19 protein-coding genes and 2 tRNA genes are annotated in these 16,557 nt (G+C 59.8%); 12 read left to right on the plus strand and 9 right to left on the minus strand.

Going from position 1 to position 16,557, the window contains the following annotated elements; genetic code table 11:
• Positions 1 to 39 precede the first annotated feature (39 nt).
• On the plus strand, positions 40 to 384 hold the full coding sequence (locus DNK89_RS08165) for an I78 family peptidase inhibitor (RefSeq protein WP_110959657.1): 345 nt from the start codon (positions 40 to 42) through the stop codon (positions 382 to 384).
• 44 nt (positions 385 to 428) lie between these two features.
• On the opposite strand, the gene hemW is transcribed toward DNK89_RS08165, so the two are convergent.
• The 5 genes from hemW to DNK89_RS08190 form a co-directional block, all read right to left on the minus strand.
• On the minus strand, positions 429 to 1,679 hold the full coding sequence (hemW, locus tag DNK89_RS08170; RefSeq protein WP_203422220.1) for a radical SAM family heme chaperone HemW: 1,251 nt from the start codon (positions 1,677 to 1,679) through the stop codon (positions 429 to 431).
• A gap of 13 nt (positions 1,680 to 1,692) precedes the next feature.
• On the minus strand, positions 1,693 to 2,292 hold the full coding sequence (gene rdgB, locus DNK89_RS08175) for an RdgB/HAM1 family non-canonical purine NTP pyrophosphatase (RefSeq protein WP_056641312.1): 600 nt from the start codon (positions 2,290 to 2,292) through the stop codon (positions 1,693 to 1,695).
• 49 nt (positions 2,293 to 2,341) lie between these two features.
• The gene (gene rph, locus DNK89_RS08180; RefSeq protein WP_110959658.1) at positions 2,342 to 3,076 is read right to left on the minus strand and encodes a ribonuclease PH; all 735 of its coding nucleotides are present in this window, start codon (positions 3,074 to 3,076) and stop codon (positions 2,342 to 2,344) included.
• A gap of 131 nt (positions 3,077 to 3,207) precedes the next feature.
• Positions 3,208 to 4,110: a PP2C family serine/threonine-protein phosphatase gene (locus DNK89_RS08185; protein ID WP_110959659.1), complete on the minus strand. Its 903-nt coding sequence runs from the start codon at positions 4,108 to 4,110 to the stop codon at positions 3,208 to 3,210.
• 82 nt (positions 4,111 to 4,192) lie between these two features.
• Entirely contained in the window at positions 4,193 to 5,209 is a 1,017-nt protein-coding gene (locus DNK89_RS08190; RefSeq protein ID WP_015012787.1) for a serine/threonine-protein kinase, read from the minus strand.
• 75 nt (positions 5,210 to 5,284) lie between these two features.
• Between DNK89_RS08190 and DNK89_RS08195 the strand changes: the two genes are divergently transcribed.
• The 4 genes from DNK89_RS08195 (at position 5,285) to DNK89_RS08210 (ending at position 9,456) form a co-directional block, all read left to right on the plus strand.
• Positions 5,285 to 6,202, plus strand: coding sequence for a YicC/YloC family endoribonuclease (locus DNK89_RS08195; RefSeq protein WP_110959660.1), 918 nt, complete (start codon positions 5,285 to 5,287; stop codon positions 6,200 to 6,202).
• 36 nt (positions 6,203 to 6,238) lie between these two features.
• Complete coding sequence (gmk, locus tag DNK89_RS08200; RefSeq protein WP_015012785.1) at positions 6,239 to 6,859, plus strand: guanylate kinase; 621 nt, start codon at positions 6,239 to 6,241, stop codon at positions 6,857 to 6,859.
• 16 nt (positions 6,860 to 6,875) lie between these two features.
• Positions 6,876 to 7,079 (plus strand): DNA-directed RNA polymerase subunit omega, encoded by a 204-nt coding sequence (gene rpoZ, locus DNK89_RS08205; RefSeq protein ID WP_005794722.1) that lies wholly within the window; start codon positions 6,876 to 6,878, stop codon positions 7,077 to 7,079.
• A gap of 97 nt (positions 7,080 to 7,176) precedes the next feature.
• Positions 7,177 to 9,456, plus strand: coding sequence for a bifunctional (p)ppGpp synthetase/guanosine-3',5'-bis(diphosphate) 3'-pyrophosphohydrolase (locus DNK89_RS08210; RefSeq protein ID WP_110959661.1), 2,280 nt, complete (start codon positions 7,177 to 7,179; stop codon positions 9,454 to 9,456).
• Between the two features lie 75 nt (positions 9,457 to 9,531).
• On the opposite strand, the gene greB is transcribed toward DNK89_RS08210, so the two are convergent.
• The gene (gene greB, locus DNK89_RS08215) at positions 9,532 to 10,098 is read right to left on the minus strand and encodes a transcription elongation factor GreB (RefSeq protein WP_110959662.1); all 567 of its coding nucleotides are present in this window, start codon (positions 10,096 to 10,098) and stop codon (positions 9,532 to 9,534) included.
• 350 nt (positions 10,099 to 10,448) lie between these two features.
• Between greB and DNK89_RS08220 the strand changes: the two genes are divergently transcribed.
• The 3 genes from DNK89_RS08220 to DNK89_RS08230 all read left to right on the plus strand — a co-directional run bounded on the left by DNK89_RS08220 (position 10,449) and on the right by DNK89_RS08230 (position 11,852).
• Entirely contained in the window at positions 10,449 to 10,889 is a 441-nt protein-coding gene (locus DNK89_RS08220) for a hypothetical protein (protein WP_110959663.1), read from the plus strand.
• A gap of 73 nt (positions 10,890 to 10,962) precedes the next feature.
• Positions 10,963 to 11,220, plus strand: a complete 258-nt coding sequence (locus tag DNK89_RS08225) for a hypothetical protein (RefSeq protein WP_110959664.1) — start codon at positions 10,963 to 10,965, stop codon at positions 11,218 to 11,220.
• 269 nt (positions 11,221 to 11,489) lie between these two features.
• Positions 11,490 to 11,852, plus strand: a complete 363-nt coding sequence (locus DNK89_RS08230) for a hypothetical protein (protein ID WP_153064266.1) — start codon at positions 11,490 to 11,492, stop codon at positions 11,850 to 11,852.
• A 344-nt stretch (positions 11,853 to 12,196) separates the two neighbouring features.
• On the opposite strand, the gene DNK89_RS08235 is transcribed toward DNK89_RS08230, so the two are convergent.
• The 3 genes from DNK89_RS08235 to hrcA form a co-directional block, all read right to left on the minus strand.
• Positions 12,197 to 12,273: transfer RNA gene (locus tag DNK89_RS08235), tRNA-Arg, on the minus strand.
• Positions 12,274 to 12,477: 204 nt separating this feature from the next.
• Positions 12,478 to 12,554 (minus strand) — tRNA-Ile (locus DNK89_RS08240).
• A 50-nt stretch (positions 12,555 to 12,604) separates the two neighbouring features.
• A complete protein-coding gene (hrcA, locus tag DNK89_RS08245) occupies positions 12,605 to 13,597 on the minus strand; it encodes a heat-inducible transcriptional repressor HrcA (RefSeq protein WP_110959666.1) in 993 nt (330 codons plus the stop codon).
• Between the two features lie 333 nt (positions 13,598 to 13,930).
• Here hrcA and DNK89_RS08250 point away from each other — a divergent pair, with 333 nt between their 5' ends.
• The 4 genes from DNK89_RS08250 (at position 13,931) to DNK89_RS24225 (ending at position 16,546) form a co-directional block, all read left to right on the plus strand.
• Positions 13,931 to 14,146, plus strand: coding sequence for a hypothetical protein (locus DNK89_RS08250; protein WP_110959667.1), 216 nt, complete (start codon positions 13,931 to 13,933; stop codon positions 14,144 to 14,146).
• A gap of 974 nt (positions 14,147 to 15,120) precedes the next feature.
• Complete coding sequence (locus tag DNK89_RS24220; RefSeq protein ID WP_153064267.1) at positions 15,121 to 15,555, plus strand: hypothetical protein; 435 nt, start codon at positions 15,121 to 15,123, stop codon at positions 15,553 to 15,555.
• 514 nt (positions 15,556 to 16,069) lie between these two features.
• Positions 16,070 to 16,219, plus strand: a complete 150-nt coding sequence (locus DNK89_RS24390; RefSeq protein ID WP_161958932.1) for a hypothetical protein — start codon at positions 16,070 to 16,072, stop codon at positions 16,217 to 16,219.
• Positions 16,220 to 16,252: 33 nt separating this feature from the next.
• Entirely contained in the window at positions 16,253 to 16,546 is a 294-nt protein-coding gene (locus DNK89_RS24225; RefSeq protein WP_153064268.1) for a hypothetical protein, read from the plus strand.
• The last annotated feature ends 11 nt before the right edge of the window (positions 16,547 to 16,557 follow it).

A 16,557-nucleotide genomic window follows, 5' to 3' on the forward strand; every position in this document is an offset into this window, starting at 1 on the left:
CCGCTATGGTAGGTGTTTTGAACTCAGGAGCCCGCTGCCATGATGAAGAAGACCCTCACCCCTTTTGCCGTCGCCTGCAGCCTGGCCCTGGGAGCGGCCGTCACCGGTTGCGCGGGTTATGGGCAGACACCCGCGCCGTCGGCGGGCTCGGCAGCCACAGGGTCTGGATCACTCCCCGCCAGCGTGTGCAACGCCCAGTCCGCACAGTCCGTCGTGGGGCAAAACAGCACCGCATCGGTTGTTGAATCTGCCCGCCAGCGCTCCGGCGCGCAGACGGCGCGCATCCTGCGCCCCGGGCAGATCATCACCAAGGAATACGACACCCAGCGGCTGAACTTGGAGGTGGACGGCACGGGTCGCATCCTTGCTGCAAAGTGCGGTTGAGCGGAGGTTGCGCTACCGATGAGGGGTGACTGAAACCCGCGCGGTCAGTCCGCCAGAAACAACTCCTGCAGATCGCTCAGAAAGTCAAAACCCCGCTCGGTAGGCCGCACGCGCGCCATGTCGCGTTCAATCAGGCCCTTGCGTTCGGCTGCCTCCAGCCCCTTGGCAATCGCTGTCAGCGGCAGACCTGTGCGGGCCATGAAGTCATGCAGCGCAAAGCCCTCGCGCAGGCGCAGGGCGTTGAGCATGTACTCGAACGGCAGATCGGCGCGGCGCACCTCGTCGTCCTGGGCCACGGCATGGCCGGCCAGGGCGTTGTCCATGTAGCGAGTCGGGGCCCGAAAGCGCACCTGCCGCACCACGCGGTGGGCAAAGCTCAGCTTGCTGTGCGCGCCCGCACCGATGCCCAGATAGTCGCCAAACTGCCAGTAGTTGGTGTTGTGAAAACACTGGTGGCCCGGCTGCGCGTAGGCCGAGATTTCGTAGCGGGTCATGCCCGTCTGGCCCGTCATCTCGGTGATGCGGTCGAGCATGGCGTAGGCATGATCGTCCTCGGGGATGGCCGGGGGGAACTTGGCGAAGTAGGTGTTGGGCTCGATGGTGAGGTGGTAGATGGAAATGTGCGGCGGCTTGAAGGCCAGCGCCGTGCGCAGATCCTGCTCCAGCTCTGGCAGCGTCTGGCCCGGCAGGGCGTACATGATGTCGAGGTTGAAGGTGTCGAAGGACGCAGCAGCCTCCTCCACCGCCGCCATCGCCTGGGCGCGGTCGTGCACGCGGCCCAGGGCCTTCAGGTGCTGGTCGTTGAAGCTCTGTACCCCCACCGACAGGCGTGTGACGCCCGCCGCGCGGAAGGCGCGAAACCGGTCTTTCTCGAACGTGCCGGGGTTGGCCTCCATCGTGATCTCGCAATCGGGCTCCAGCCGCAGGCGGGCGCGGATGTCGCCGATCAGCCGGTCGATGGCTGCGGGCGAGAACAGGCTGGGCGTGCCGCCACCGATGAAGATGCTGTGCACGGACCGCCCCCAGACCAGGGGCAGCGCAGCCTCCAGGTCGGCCATCAGGGCGTCGATGTAGCGCTGCTCGGGCACCTCGCCCCCGTTGCCGGAACCCGCGCGGAATTCATGCGAGTTGAAGTCGCAGTACGGGCATTTCTTGAGGCACCAGGGCAGGTGCACGTATAGCGACAACGGTGGCAGGCTGGGCAGCTGCAGCAGGCCCGGGCGCATGTAGTGCTGGATGTCGCGCACCACGGCGGGCTCGGTATCGCCCTGCGGCGTGATCGGAATATGAACCACGTTCAGCGCCCTTCTACAACCAGCGCTCGCGCATCAATGCCAGCATCTGCGCGGCCGAGCGGCCCCGGTGGCTGTGTGCGTTTTTCACCTCCACGGGCAGCTCGGCAAAGGTCTTCCCGAACTCGGGGATGAACATCACGGGGTCGAAGCCAAAGCCGTTGCTGCCCCGGGGTTCGGTAGTGATCTCGCCCACCACGCGGCCCACGGCGATCAGCGGCTCGGGGTCTTGCGGGCTGCGCACGGCGACCAGGGTGCTGACCATGGCGGCGCGGCGGTTGGTCACGCCTTGCAGTTGCTCCAGCAAGGCACGCACGTTATTGTCATCGCTTTTCTCGTAGCCAAACTGGGTGCAGTAATACGCCGTGTCCACGCCGGGCAGGCCGCCAAAGGCATCCACGCACATGCCGGCATCGTCGGCCAGCGCGGGCAGGCCTGTGTGCTCCGACGCAAACCGTGCCTTGGCCAGGGCGTTTTCGACAAAGGTGCGGAAGGGCTCCTCGGCCTCGCCCACGCCCAGATCGGCTTGGCGCACCAGCTCCACGCCCAGGGGCGCAAACATGGCCTGCAACTCGGCCAGCTTGCCGCGGTTGTTGGATGCTAGAACAATTTTCATGGTCAAAATGGCCACAAGCGCTAGTGGAATATTCGCCAGCAGCTATCAATTAAGGAGTATTTTGCAACGCCTGCTGTTGCAGCTGCACCAGTTGGGCAATGCCCTGTTCGGCCAGGCCCAGCAGTTGATCCATCTCGGCGCGGGTAAAGGCCACGCCCTCGGCCGTGCCCTGCACCTCCACATAGTGGCCCGCGCCGGTCATGACCACGTTCATGTCGGTGTCGCAATCCACGTCTTCCACATATTCCAGGTCCAGCAGCGGTGTGCCCTGCACGATGCCGACCGAGATCGCCGCCACGGGTTGCAGCAGGGGCGACTGGGTGATCTTGCCGCTGCCCAGCAGCTGGTTGACCGCATCCTGCGCAGCCACCCAAGCGCCGGTGATGGCGGCGGTGCGCGTGCCACCATCGGCCTGGATCACATCACAGTCGAGCTGGATGGTGCGTTCGCCCAGCAGTTTGAGGTCAAACACGGCGCGCAGGCTGCGGCCGATGAGGCGCTGGATCTCCTGGGTGCGGCCAGTCTGCTTACCCCGTGCGGCCTCGCGGTCGCTGCGGGTGTGGGTGGCGCGCGGCAGCATGCCATACTCCGCCGTGACCCAGCCCTCGCCGCTACCGCGCTTGTGCGGGGGCACACGCTCTTCCACCGAGGCGGTGCAGAGCACCTTGGTGTTGCCAAACTCGATCAGCACCGAGCCTTCGGCGTGCATGGTGTAGTGGCGCGTGATGCGCACAGGGCGCAGTTGGTTGGCGGCGCGGTTGCCGGTGCGGATGAAAGTGGTCATGGTTCTTGGGTGTTCAGAAAATGCCTTCCAAGCGTCGCCCAACGCGCACGCCAGAAAACGGAACGGTTCAACTGACAGGCATCAGCCCAGTGCACGAGGCTGCGCAGCCCCGGCCGGGCCCATCACGCCCGTCAGCCTTTGCGGGCAGCAGAGCGGCGAATCGCCTCGTTGATTTCGGCAATCGAGCGCTCGATGGCCGCATCGTCCAGGTCATCCACCAGCCCATCGAGCGGACCGGCCTGGATGGTGGAGGCGAACACATCGTCGCTGATGCTGTCGGTGGACACGCCTTGGGTGGACTCGAACGCATCCGGCGTCTCCCACTCCAGGGCCACCACCGTCACGTTATCGCTGCTGTCCCCGGCTTTGCGCAGGGCGTCTTCCACCAGCTCGGGCACGGCGTGCGATACGGTGTTGCGGCCCAGCTGCTTGGCGATTTCGTCGTCGCTGAGCGTGCCCCACAGGCCGTCAGAGCACAACAGAATGCGGTCGCCCTGCTCGAGGTACACGGGGCCGGTGATGTCGTAGATGGGCTTGGTGGGCGAGCCCAGGCAGGTGAACAACACGTTGCGGTTGATGCGCTCCAGCCCGGGCGGCGGCGTGTTGCGCAGTTCCATGTACGAGTGGTCCCTCGTACGGGTGAGCAGGTCGCCATCGCGCACCATGTAAAGCCGCGAATCGCCGCAGTGGATCCACGTCGCGGTACCGGCCTGCAACACCGCCGCAACCAGGGTGGTGCGCGGGGTGTCGAGCATGCCTTTTTCTGTGGCGTAGCGCAGGATCTGGTGGTGCGCCGCGAGCAACGCGCCGGACAAGAACTCCTGCACATCCTTGAGCTGGGGCTTGGCCTGGCGCTGGAACAACGCCGAGATGGTCTGCAGCGCAATCTGCGCGGCCACTTCGCCCTCGGGGTGGCCGCCCATGCCATCGGCCAACACAAACAGGCCCGATTCGCGCGTGTAGCAATAGCCCATGCGGTCTTCGTTCTTCTCGCGGCCGCCGCGGCGGCTGATCTGGAATACCGAGAACTTCATAAGGACTCACGCAAACGAGGATGCACCGGGGCGCCATCCATGGACACATGCCTCGCCCGAACCTGCATTGCGTGTGCCTGGTTCATTTGGGCTTGGCTCCGATTCCGGTGGCTTCACCCACCTTCTGCACATTCTTCTTGGTGTCAGACACCAGGGTGTCGAGCTGCAGCCGCATCTTCTCGGCCACGGTGAGCTTGGTGTAGCGGCGCTCCCCTTCGCGGCTGAGCTCCTTTTGCAAGGCGAACACCGACTGGGGGCGGGACAGCGGGTCGAGAGCCATGCACCACTCCACCACCTCGATCAGGTTGTCGGAATACACACCGCGCAGCTTGGTCAAGGCCAGCGACAGGCGGTCCTTGTCCACACGCTGCGGCGCCTCGTTGGGCGGGAAGCCCTGCATGCAGGCGTAAATACAGGCGCCGATGGCGTAGATATCCGTCCACGGCCCCATCTGCGAGTCGCGCCGGTACATCTCGGGCGCTGCAAAGCCGGGGGTGTACATGGGACGGATGAAATTGCCTTCCTTGCTCAGCACTTCACGCGCCGCGCCGAAGTCAATCATCACCGCCTTGTTGTCGTCGGTGATGAAGATGTTGGCGGGCTTGATGTCCAGGTGCAGCATCTTGTGCTGGTGCACGATGCGCAGGCCGCGCAGCACCTCGTCGAACAGCGAGCGGATGGTGGACTCGCGGAACACCTTCTGGGTCTTGAGGTCGCGGGCGGTGATGATGAAGTCCTGCAGGGTCGCGCCCTCCAGGTAGTTCATCACCATGTAGACGGTTTCGTTCTCGCGGAAGAAATTGAGCACGCTCACCACGGAGGCGTGCGAGATCTGTGCCAGCGAGCGGCCCTCTTCAAAAAAGCTCTTGAGCCCCAGGCGGTACAGCGAAAGCTTTTCGGGGGGCACCTTCGGCAGCAGCTCACCCGGAGCGCGGGTCGCGAGGGATGAGGGAAGGTATTCCTTGATGGCGACCTGCTGGCCTTCGGCGTCGAGGGCCAGATAGACCACACCAAAACCACCGGAGGACAACCGGCGCACCACACGGTAGCCGCCAATTGCGGTATCGGGCGGCAAGGGGGCCGGTTTGATTTTTGACATATTTTGCGAAGATGATTCGGGGGTAAGGCGGAACCCGGATAATCGCCGGATCGCAAGCAACCATCAAAAAGTCCAATGGCAGTTTACAGCATGACCGGATACGCCAGCGCACAGCATGGCGCATCTGCCACTGGCGCTGAAACCGACGCCCGCGCCCCCCAGACGCGCAGGCTGGGACTGGAAATCCGATCCGTCAACAGCCGCTTTCTGGACCTGTCGTTCCGACTGCCCGACGAGCTGCGCGCCATGGAGCCCACGCTGCGCGCACTGCTCACAGCGCGCCTGAAGCGCGGCAAGGTCGAAGTGCGGGCGGCCCTCGACAGCGACGATGGCAACAGCCTGCAAGACCCACCCGCCAGGCTGCTGCAGCGCCTGAACTCTCTGCAAGACTCCGTGCGGGCCTGGCTGCCCAGCGCGGCGCCCCTTACCGTGGCGGACGCCTTGCGCCTGTGCGCCAACGCACACTCGGGCAGCGAAGACTGGAGCGAGGCCGTGCCCGCCCTGGCCGAAGAAGCCCTGACCGCCTTGCTGGCCGCACGGGAACGCGAAGGCAAACGCCTCGCGACCATGCTGCTGGATCGCGTCAAGCAGCTACGGGCCTTGGCCGAACAGGCCGTTCCCATGGTGCCGCTGCTGGTGGAGCAGCAACGCCAGCGCTTCATGGAGCGCTGGAAAGAGGCGATGGCCCTCACCGATGGCTCCACGCTGCCCGAGGCCGCCCGCGACCGCGCGTTGACCGAAGCCACGGCCTTTGCCATCCGCATCGATGTGGCCGAAGAGATCACTCGGCTGGATTCGCACCTGGACGAGATTGAGCGCCTGCTGAAAAAAGGCGGCGAGGTGGGCAAACGCCTCGACTTTCTGATCCAGGAGCTGCACCGCGAAGCCAATACCCTAGGCTCCAAATCTGCCGCGCTCGACCTCACCCGCATCAGCGTGGACATGAAGGTACTGATCGAGCAGATGCGCGAGCAAGTGCAAAATATCGAATAACACTCATTTTTTGATAGCGCCTGGCGCACATCAACCATGGACTATCCTGGAAATCTCATCGTAGTGGCAGCCCCCAGTGGTGCCGGCAAGTCCAGCCTAGTCAAGGCACTGCTGGAGCTGGATTCGCACGTTCACCTCTCGGTCTCACACACCACCCGCGCCCCGCGCGGCCAGGAGAAACACGGCCGCGACTACTACTTCGCGTCGCAATCCGAGTTTGACGCGATGGTGCAGAGCAATGCCTTCGTGGAGTGGGCGCATGTGCACGGCAACCGCTACGGCACCTCCAAGAAAGCCATCGAAGAGCGCATTGCCCAGGGCTCGGATGTGATCCTGGAAATCGACTTCCAGGGTGCGCTGCAGATCAGGGAGGCCTTCGCCAACGCCGTGCTGGTCTTCATCCTGCCGCCCAGCTGGGAAGAGCTGCGCTCTCGCCTGGAGCGGCGTGGTGAGGACACACCAGAGGTGATCGAGGTCCGCCTCAAGAATGCGGCCGAAGAGATGGCGCAGGTCAGCAAATTCGACTTCGTTATAATCAATGAGTTGTTTGAGCGCGCGCTTTTCGACCTGAAAGCCGTAGTTCACGCCCAGCGACTCAAGTACGCCGCCCAGCGCCGCGCCCGTGCTGACACCTTCCAGTCGCTCAATATCACCTGAATCCCCGGAGTAAACGATGGCACGCATCACCGTAGAAGACTGTCTGGAAAAGATCCCCAACCGCTTCCAGCTTGTGTTGGCCGCCACGTACCGCGCCCGCATGCTGAGCCAGGGCCATGCTCCCCGCATTGAAAGCCGCAACAAGCCAGCGGTGACCGCCCTGCGTGAGATCGCCGAAGGCAAAGTGGGCCTGGAGATGCTCAAGAAGGTTCCCGGTTGAACGTTTTTCTGGGCAAAGCCCATCCAAAAGCACCGCGCCAGCGGTGCTTTTTTTTGCCCAAAAGTCCTCTGGCGCTGTCCCGCGCTACATTTAAGGCATGAACGCGGTGCTCAACTCACCTTCTGCAACGCAGCCCCGGCCCGGTGAACCGGCCCCGGCAGGCAATCTTTCGGCAGCCGCCGCGGCCGCCAACGCGGCTGCGGCCAGCTTCGCCGCACTGACCGACAGCCTGGACTACCTGGACGCCACCAGCATCGAACAGGTGCGCCAGGCATACCGCTTTGCCGACGAAGCCCACCTGGGACAATTGCGTAACAGTGGCGAGCCCTACATTACCCATCCCATTGCGGTCGCCGCACAGTGCGCGGCGTGGAAGCTTGATGCCCAGGCGCTGATGGCGGCGCTGCTGCATGACGCCATGGAAGACTGCGGTGTGACCAAGGCCGACCTGATCGACCGGTTTGGCGCCCCCGTGGCCGAGCTGGTGGACGGCCTCACCAAACTCGACAAGCTCCAGTTCAACACCCGCGAAGAGAACCAGGCCGAGTCGTTTCGCAAAATGCTGCTGGCCATGGCGAGGGATGTGCGCGTCATCCTCATCAAACTGGCCGATCGCACCCACAACATGCGTACGCTGTCGGACATGCCGCGCAGCAAATGGGGCCGCATCTCGTCCGAGACGTTGGAAATCTATGCCCCTATCGCCCACCGCCTCGGCCTGAACCAGACCTATCGCGAACTGCAGGACCTGGCATTCCGGCACCTGCACCCCTGGCGCTACGCCACGCTGGCCAAGGCGGTCAACAAATCCCGCAACCGCCGACGCGATCTGGTTCAAAAAGTGCAGGCAGAAGTGGATGCCGCCTTTTCCAAGATTGGTATGAAGGTGCGTCTGGCTGGGCGCGAGAAAACGCTGTACGCCATCTATCAAAAGATGGACCTCAAGCACCTGAGTTTTGCCCAGGTGACGGATATCTACGGCTTTCGGGTCATTGTGCCCACCGTGACCGATTGCTACACGGCCCTGGGTGTTTTACACCAGATGTACAAGCCGGTGCCCGGCAAGTTCAAAGACCACATTGCTATTGCCAAACTCAACGGCTACCAGTCGCTGCACACCACGTTGGTTGGCCCCTCGGGCGTGAACATCGAGTTCCAGATGCGCACCGACGAGATGCATGTGATTGCTGAAGCCGGCGTGGCAGCGCACTGGCTGTACAAGGCCCAGGACGGAGAAGGCACTGCCGCTGAGCGGCTAGGAACCAAGTGGCTGCAGTCCCTGCTGGACATCCAGAACGAAACGCGGGATGCGGCGGAGTTCTGGGACCACGTCAAGGTGGACCTGTTTCCCGATGCGGTGTATGTCTTCACGCCCAAGAGCCAGATCATGGCCTTGCCGCGTGGTGCCACGGTAGTGGATTTCGCCTACGCGATTCACAGCAACGTGGGCGACCGTACCACCGCTGCGAAAATCAACAACGAGCAGGTTCCGCTGCGCACGGAACTGAAAAACGGTGACGTGGTCGAGATCATCACTGCCCCAGTCTCCACACCCAACCCTGCGTGGCTGGGTTTTGTGCGTACAGGTCGCGCACGGTCCAAGATCCGTCATTACCTCAAGACCTTGGCCCAAACCGAGTCCGAAGGGCTGGGCGAAAAACTGTTGACCCAGGCGATTCGCGCGGAAGGCCTCGAACAGCTGCCCCCCGTCAACGCCGAGACCCAACCGCTGTGGGACAAACTGCTGCGCTTTACCGGCAACCGCACGCGCAGCGAGCTGATGACCGATCTGGGTCTGGGCAAACGCATTGCCAGCATCGTCGCCAAACGGCTCATGGTGTTGATGTCAGAGCATGGCCACCGTCCGGACGCCCTGCTCATGACCCGTGAGCGCTACACATCCCACGAAAACCTGTCGCAAGGGGCCGTCACGCTGGACGGTAGCGAGAATGCTTCCGTGCAATACGCCACCTGCTGCCGCCCCGTGCCAGGCGACAGCATCGTTGGTTATCTGGGCCGCGGTGAGGGGCTGGTCGTGCACAACGCACATTGCAGTGTTGCCAAACGGCTTCAGCATAAAGACAGCGAACGGTTCATTGCCGTGGACTGGTCAGACGAGCCCACACGCATGTTCGAAACGGGCGTGGTCGTCACCGTGAACAACGGCAAGGGGGTGCTGGCGCGCGTGGCGGCAGAGCTTGCCAATTCAGAGGCCGATATCACCCATGTGGATATGGACGATGAGGCAGCCCTGGACACCACGGATTTGCGATTCATCGTGGCGGTTCGCGACCAAGCCCACCTTGAGCTGGCATTGCGCAACCTGCGGCGTACGCAGGCGGTGCTGCGGGCGGCAAGAATCACGCCGCAGCCCTGACACTTCAGCACGGCGCATCAAGCTCCGAGCTCTCTCTGCAATTGGTACACGCGCCTCCGCTGGTGCGCAAACAGGTTATGCAGGAGCACTCTGAGGCGGGTACTGCACCTCTACCACCTCCAAACGCCGCACCCCACCCGGCGCGGGTAGCTGTACCTGGTCCCCAACGCGAGCCTTCAACAGAGCCCGCGCCACAGGCGAAATCCAGCTGACTTGACCCATACGACTGTCCGCCTCGTCGATGCCCATGATGGTGATAGTGCGCTCACCGTCCTCGTCGTCGGAGTAGGTGACGGTGGCCCCAAAGAACACCTGTTCACTGCCCGCATGCAAACTGGGGTCCACTACCTCGGCGATCTCGAGCCGCTTGGTCAAAAAACGGATGCGCCGATCAATTTCGCGCAGGCGCTTCTTGCCATAGAGGTAGTCGCCGTTTTCAGACCGATCTCCGTTGCTGGCCGCCCAGTGCACCACATCCACGATCTTCGGTCGCTCGTTGTCAATGAGATCCAACAGCTCTGCCCTCAGGCGTGCATAGCCTGACGGGGTGATGTAGTTTTTGCCACCCGGCGGCAAAGGAGGCAGCGCCAATCCTTCGTCATCGTCGGCACTATCGGTTTCCTTGGTAAAAGCCTTGCTCATCGCCAGAACTCTCCAATCAGCGCAAAGCGCCTGGACAAATGAAAAAGCCTGCAATCTTGCGATTGCAGGCTTTAAACATTGGTGCGGCTGGCAGGAATCGAACCCACGACCCCTTGGTTCGTAGTTTCCAAGCCGCCTGCAAGTCGTTGATTTTACACAGTTGAAAGCCGTCCGTTCCGACTCAATTCGTACTGTTATGTACAGCCCTGACCAACAGAATCCCCCAAATTTCCCCGACCGAAGCATCATCAAAGAACTGGGGTTGCAGAGGTGACGGTATGCTCGCTATCACCTGCCAAAGGCGGCATACGGCCAAGAGCAGACGTTCACCCACTCATTGAGGAGAAGGCATGGAGCGCTGGGAAGTTATGGAGCGCAGAGTTCTCATTGCAGTAGGCATCGTCTTGGTTTCTCTCTCTGCCTGGCTTGTGATGGATGGGGAGGGAGCCTTCTTCGCAATACTGCTGGCTCCCATTATTTTCTGGGTCTTCTGGCAGGCGTTCTTTGAAGACAAGTTTGGCTCCAACGAGCCTGTCTCTGGGGCAGAGCGCCTTATGCAGGGGACGTTTCTCTGGGCGAGGCGCCTAGTTATTGGAGGCATTGCATTGGTACTTGCCGCAATGGCCTTCAAGTTGGCGCGAGATGGCATGGGTCTCACGACGATTCTTCTCCCTGCCGTGCTTTCCCTGTTTGCAGGCTGGGTTTCCATTTTTGGCGCTGGAAGGTCGAAATCGATGTCCGACGATCTGCAAATCCACCGCGAACGTCAAAAGCGCTATCGCAAACCCTAACTTCGGCTTAGAGCCCGATAGCGTCTCTCGCCGTGGGGCAGAATCCGGCTAATAGCAGACCTTCGCATTCTTAATGACGCTCGTATCCGTTTTTTTCGCTTCGGTGGTTCTTTGGATAGTTGTCGGAGCAGTCTGGCTCCTTCCCCAAAAGCTGAAGCTGATGAAGCGGCTCGGACACCTGAATGCATATCAAATCATTCAGCTTGGCAAAGAGGGTGATGCCGAAGTGCAGAGCCTACGTAGGAAGGGCTGGTGGTGGATTGCTATTGGAATGACTGCACTCCTGCCCCAGCTCATCGTTCTGAACATCATCAAGGCAACGAGCAACTAAGGGGCAAAATTTTTTGTCTCGGCTACGCTCTTGACTTCCGCTTTGGGCCCTGAGCAGTCGGAGGGCTCCATTCCCCAAAGCGGCCATTGATTAAAAAACGGCTTGAGCGCAGCGCGAAACGTGCCGCTAAAGAGGTCGGCCCTTGAGTGCTGCCAAGCTATGTTCTGTTCGGCCGACGATTGCCAAGCTTCGCGGAATTTTTATGCCTCGATATTTAGGTAACCATCCGCCTCCAACCATAGGCAGCAGGCCACTTCCAGGATGAGTCAGTGTCCAGAACAATCCGCACACTCTTCCTCATCCCGCAGTCATCGCGGATTACATCACTTGCGCGACCATTGATGAATAGACCTAAATTCCCGCTGTTTGGCCCTTTGGCCGACTCTCGAAAGCGTCAGAGCGCGCTCGAAGATCAACTGCGGCAGTTCGACGCCAAGACGAATCCAGAGGAGCACGCCCGCATCACGGGGCTCATCCAACTGGAAGAAGATATCCGTGCATCGTTCTCAGACTTCCTGAAGGAGCAAACAGCGCAACGGCGGTCGGTGAGTGCGAAGGGGCTTCTGCAAGTGGTCGCGCTCTCTATCCTGGTCTTCATCGCGCTCGGCTTGAAGAGGCACTTTTTTGGTTAAACCACCTAACAGGTTGTTTGGCATGACCACTCAACAGCAATGCGTCGCGAGGCGCATGGGCGCGCCTACCTGGTGCGGCGCACTGCTGTTGCGTGCGGGTCAACTTCAACGTGGAGTGTCCGCTTTCATCCACCGCCGTCGGCTGCTCCTGGCCGACAGTTGCCTCACCAGCTCGGGCAACTCGAACGGTACTTGCGCAACGGGAAGGTAGGGCAAGACCGCTTGGCTTTTCTACCCAAAAGTCCCCCACAAAGCCCCCCACAACTGGCTTGTGGAAAAACAGCTTATCAGCTCCAGTCAAAGGAAAAAGCCCTGCAAATCATAGACTTGCAGGGCTTACCTGTTGGTGCGGCTGGCAGGAATCGAACCCACGACCCCTTGGTTCGTAGCCAAGTACTCTATCCAGCTGAGCTACAGCCGCTAAGCTTTGAATTATAGCATGATTTCTTGGATACCCTTGAAATTTGCTTTTTTCTGATTGCTTTCCTGAGTCAGGCCCTGCAAACAGACAGTCAATTCAACTCAAGCCGAGATTGTAATGCACGATGAAGGCTCCAAAAACAAACTGCGCGATTTGAATCACAAAACACGTCATTTGTTGTTGGGCCCACCCTGCAATCGAGGGTGGTAGGGCGTGTTGGACTTGAACCAACGACCAAAGGATTATGAGTCCTCTGCTCTAACCAACTGAGCTAACGCCCCCAGCCATGCTCCAGCGCTATACAACGGGGCAAGCACCGTATTGTAGGGGCTTACTTGCGATGGCTGAGAGCGTTGGACACCAGCTTGGAGGTGATGTCCACGATCTGGATCATGCGGTCGTATGGCATGCGGGTAGGACCAATCACACCCAAAGTCCCCACCACCTTGCCATCTACCTCATAAGGGGAGCTGACGATCGAGAGCTCTTCAAAAGGTACGACCTGGCTCTCGCCGCCGATGTAAATGCGTACCCCTTCCGCTTGGCTTGAAATATCCAAAAGGCGAAGGATCTGCGTCTTCTGCTCAAACAAATCGAATGCCCTGCGCAGGTTGCCCATGTCGCTGGAGAAATCACTGACGGAGAGCAGGTTGCGCTCGCCAGATATCACCACCTCGTCCTGCGCCTCCGACCCTACGTTGACTGCCGCCTGCATGAGCGATGCGATCTCTCCGCGCAACACATCGACCTCGGACTTCAAACGCTCTCGCACCTGCTCCATCGCGAGTCCGGCATAGTGGGCATTCAAAAAGTTGGAGGCTTCGACCAGTTGCGACTGGGAGTGATCCACCTCGGTAAAGATCACACGATTCTGTACGTCACCTTCCGGCGACACGATGATGACGAGAAAGCGCTTTTCAGAGAGTCGCAGGAACTCTATGTGGCGAAATACGGAAGTACGCCGAGGTGCCATTACCACACCGACGAACTGGGAAAGGTTGGACAGCAGCTGTGCGGCGTTGGCGATGACCTTTTGGGGTTGCTCCGGAGCCAACTGCGCCGGCATGACCGACTCCCGCTGCACCGTCAGCATCGTGTCCACAAACAAACGGTATCCACGCGCGGTGGGAATGCGGCCTGCGGAGGTATGTGGACTCGCAATCAGGCCCAGTTCTTCCAAGTCCGCCATGACGTTTCTAATCGTGGCTGGAGACAAATCCAGGCCAGACGCACGAGAAAGCGTCCGCGATCCCACGGGCTGCCCATCAGCGATGTAACGCTCGACCAGGGCTTTGAGCAACAACTTGGCACGGTCATCGAGCATGGAATGATTTTACTTTTGTAATCGTATTTTGGCCCAACGGCCTTGGCCCCAGCCTCCGAGGCGGTGGGGGTGGTCACGCAAGCTGCTGAGCGGCTCGCCAAGCATATCCGCCAGATTGGGCTGGTCGCACCAGCAGGAAGGGCAACGCCCGGCGGCCTGGGCCACATCTTCATCAGGCAAGGCACGCATTCAGCGCCGCATTTTGGCTTCTGGTTGACGGACAGGTTACACCCACCGTCTACTCAGGCCCGCCAGCGCCCCACGCCGTGGGGCAGAATTCGGCCACTACCGGCCGCTGGCTGATGCCGTTCAACTCGACCAGAAGAAGCCGCTATGACCAAGTATCAAGTCGCAATAATTCTGCTCATATTTGTCGTTGTGCAGCTAGTCATGGCGGTAAAGATCGCCAGGCTAAGCAAGCGAAAGTCTTCAGAAAAATCTGCGCAACTCGATGTAGAAATTGACCGTCTGAATGCAATTAGCAAGCGTATTCAGGTGGCGGCTTTCAGCGCACTTCTTGTTTGGCTGGGAATTCAATACTTCGCATAGCGGCCACAAACGGACATCTGTAAGACCAAATGACAGAAAAATTTGGAAGTGCAATCTATCTAGTGCTTGCGCTGCATGCATACATGCTGTTTGTTGCGCTGTACTGTGGCTGGATAGGGTGGCGCGTCCGATTTCTAGGGGACTTAAAGTTGGTTCGCGACGCCAGTCACGCTCCACTCCCGCACGGGGCAGCTATTGCTAAGCGGTACGGAACCTCTTACATGGTTGTTGCGACCATGCTTGCCTTGCTCGCGGCCGGGACTCCCCTCGGTCTGCCGTTTGCGGTGTGGCTTGTGCTGAGCATCGTTGTAGTGATCGCTCAGCGGCTCTACCGCAGTGAGCTCGAAAGCCAAGCAAAAGGGCATAAATCGCCCTAGCACTGAGAGACAGCTCAGGGCCCAAAGCGGAAAGTCAACGCCTTGGTTACAGAGCAAAAATACGTCCGGCGATTGCCGCAAAGAACGCCGCAAGGTTAACGGTAAGTAAGGCTAATAGCGTCCGCCGGAATCTGAACCCTGACAACGCGCACACGAGCAGTGTTGCACTAACGGAGAGGAGAAACGCACCACCGGTGTACGCGGCTACTCCGTGCAGAACGTTAACCTGTAAAGGGGCACTACGCGATCCTCCCTCGGCAAGTTCTCCGGTTTGCAAGGCGATGACTCCTGCACTACCCGACATAGTGGCGAGCATAAGAAGGATCGCTTTCCCGCCTATCCGCTCAAATGCCGACGATGGCCTCTCAGGTTGTGACAGCCCGTCTGTGCCTTGGCTCATGTCGTTTCCACCTCCAAGATCAATGTCCGCTACTGGCCGACAACGGCTATGCTCGCGCAGGTCGTCTGGTATCACCATGACCGCGCCCGCTGTCGTTGTATGAGTTATGTACTGCGAGAAATGCCAAGAACCTAAAGCCCATGTCAACTTCAAGAAAATTGCTCATTGCTTTTCGAATCGGAATTGCATCCGTACTCATGTTTGCCACGCTGATCGCTTTTGGACAAAGCGAAGAGAGTGCACTAAAGATGGTCAAAGCTCTGCGACTCGGTGAAAACCTCACGGGCATGACCTACAAGATCGCCAAAGCCACAACGACCTACAAAGGTGTAGAGGCTGAGCTAGGGCCGCAAAAGGCAGATGCGCTTCTACGAACGGAAATTGCTGTTTCTGTTCCTAAGCATCAAGAACAATGGAATAGAAATCTTGCTCACGCGTGGGCACCACTCATGACTTCGGCGGAGTTTGATTCTGTAGCCTCAGATAAGCAGAACTCGCCCTTTGCTCCGAAGTTCGTGTCCCTGCAAGAGCAGGCAGGAAACATGATGAAGGTTCATTCGGAGCCTCTATTAAAAACAGTATTGACTGATGTGCTGCGAGGCGTCTTTGAAAAGTCAAAGTCGAAAAGGTAATTCGCAATCTTGAACAAACCGCCTGAACAAGGTGTCTTTGAAACTGGCAGCAGCCCACAACGTCTGACCCACCGCTAAAGCGAACCAAAATTCAGTGGCCCGCCAAATCGGTTCATTGAGCGTCCGCTTTCAAGATTCACCACCGGCAGCTTCTGGCCGAATTCTGCCGCACACACTCAGCGGCCATCTTTTACTTTTGTAATCGTATTTTGGCCCAACGGCCTTGGCCCCAGCCTCCGAGGCGGTGGGGGTGGTCACGCAAGCTGCTGAGCGGCTCGCCAAGCATATCCGCCAGATTGGGCTGGTCGCACCAGCAGGAAGGGCAACGCCCGACGGCCTGGGCCACATCTTCATCAGGCAAGGCACGCATTCAGCGCCGCATTTTGGCTTCTGGTTGACGGACAGGTTACACCCACCGTCTACTCAGGCCCGCCAGCGCCCCACGCCGTGGGGCAGAATTCGGCCAGAAGCGGACATTCAGTGCTGCGCCCTATTCACCTTCACTAGACACACCATGGAAACACCCAACGAACGCAAAGAACGAATGTGGCAAGAATTCCAGAAAAAGTCCGGGCTTGGAAAACCAAGCAATGATTTCAGGGCAATGCTCGGTGTGATTGCTGTCATTCTCGGCGCTCTAGTCGTGGCAGCTATCTTTCGGTAGTCTGGCTCATATCGGCCAAAGGCGGACATTTCGATGAGCGATTTCACTGTCGTGAAAGAAGGAACGTGGCTGTACGACGGCACTGTGCCAACAGGCGTCCGTATTGTTAGCTGCTCGATTCGCTACGGATCGGGCGACTGGAAAGACCCACAGGAGATCCAAGAGGATCAAAAGGTTCCGGGATTCGACGTCCAATGGGCTTCACCTACAACGCCGCGTGATTTTTGGGAGTATCAGTCTGCAGTGTTCCCCACACTGCAAGATGCAATAGCTCACGCAGAACAAGCAGCATGGGCCTCATCGACCTTGAAATGGAACCAGCTCTGACGTCAGCTATG

The organism is Acidovorax sp. ST3, from assembly GCF_003231145.1.
GTDB lineage: Bacteria > Pseudomonadota > Gammaproteobacteria > Burkholderiales > Burkholderiaceae_C > Acidovorax.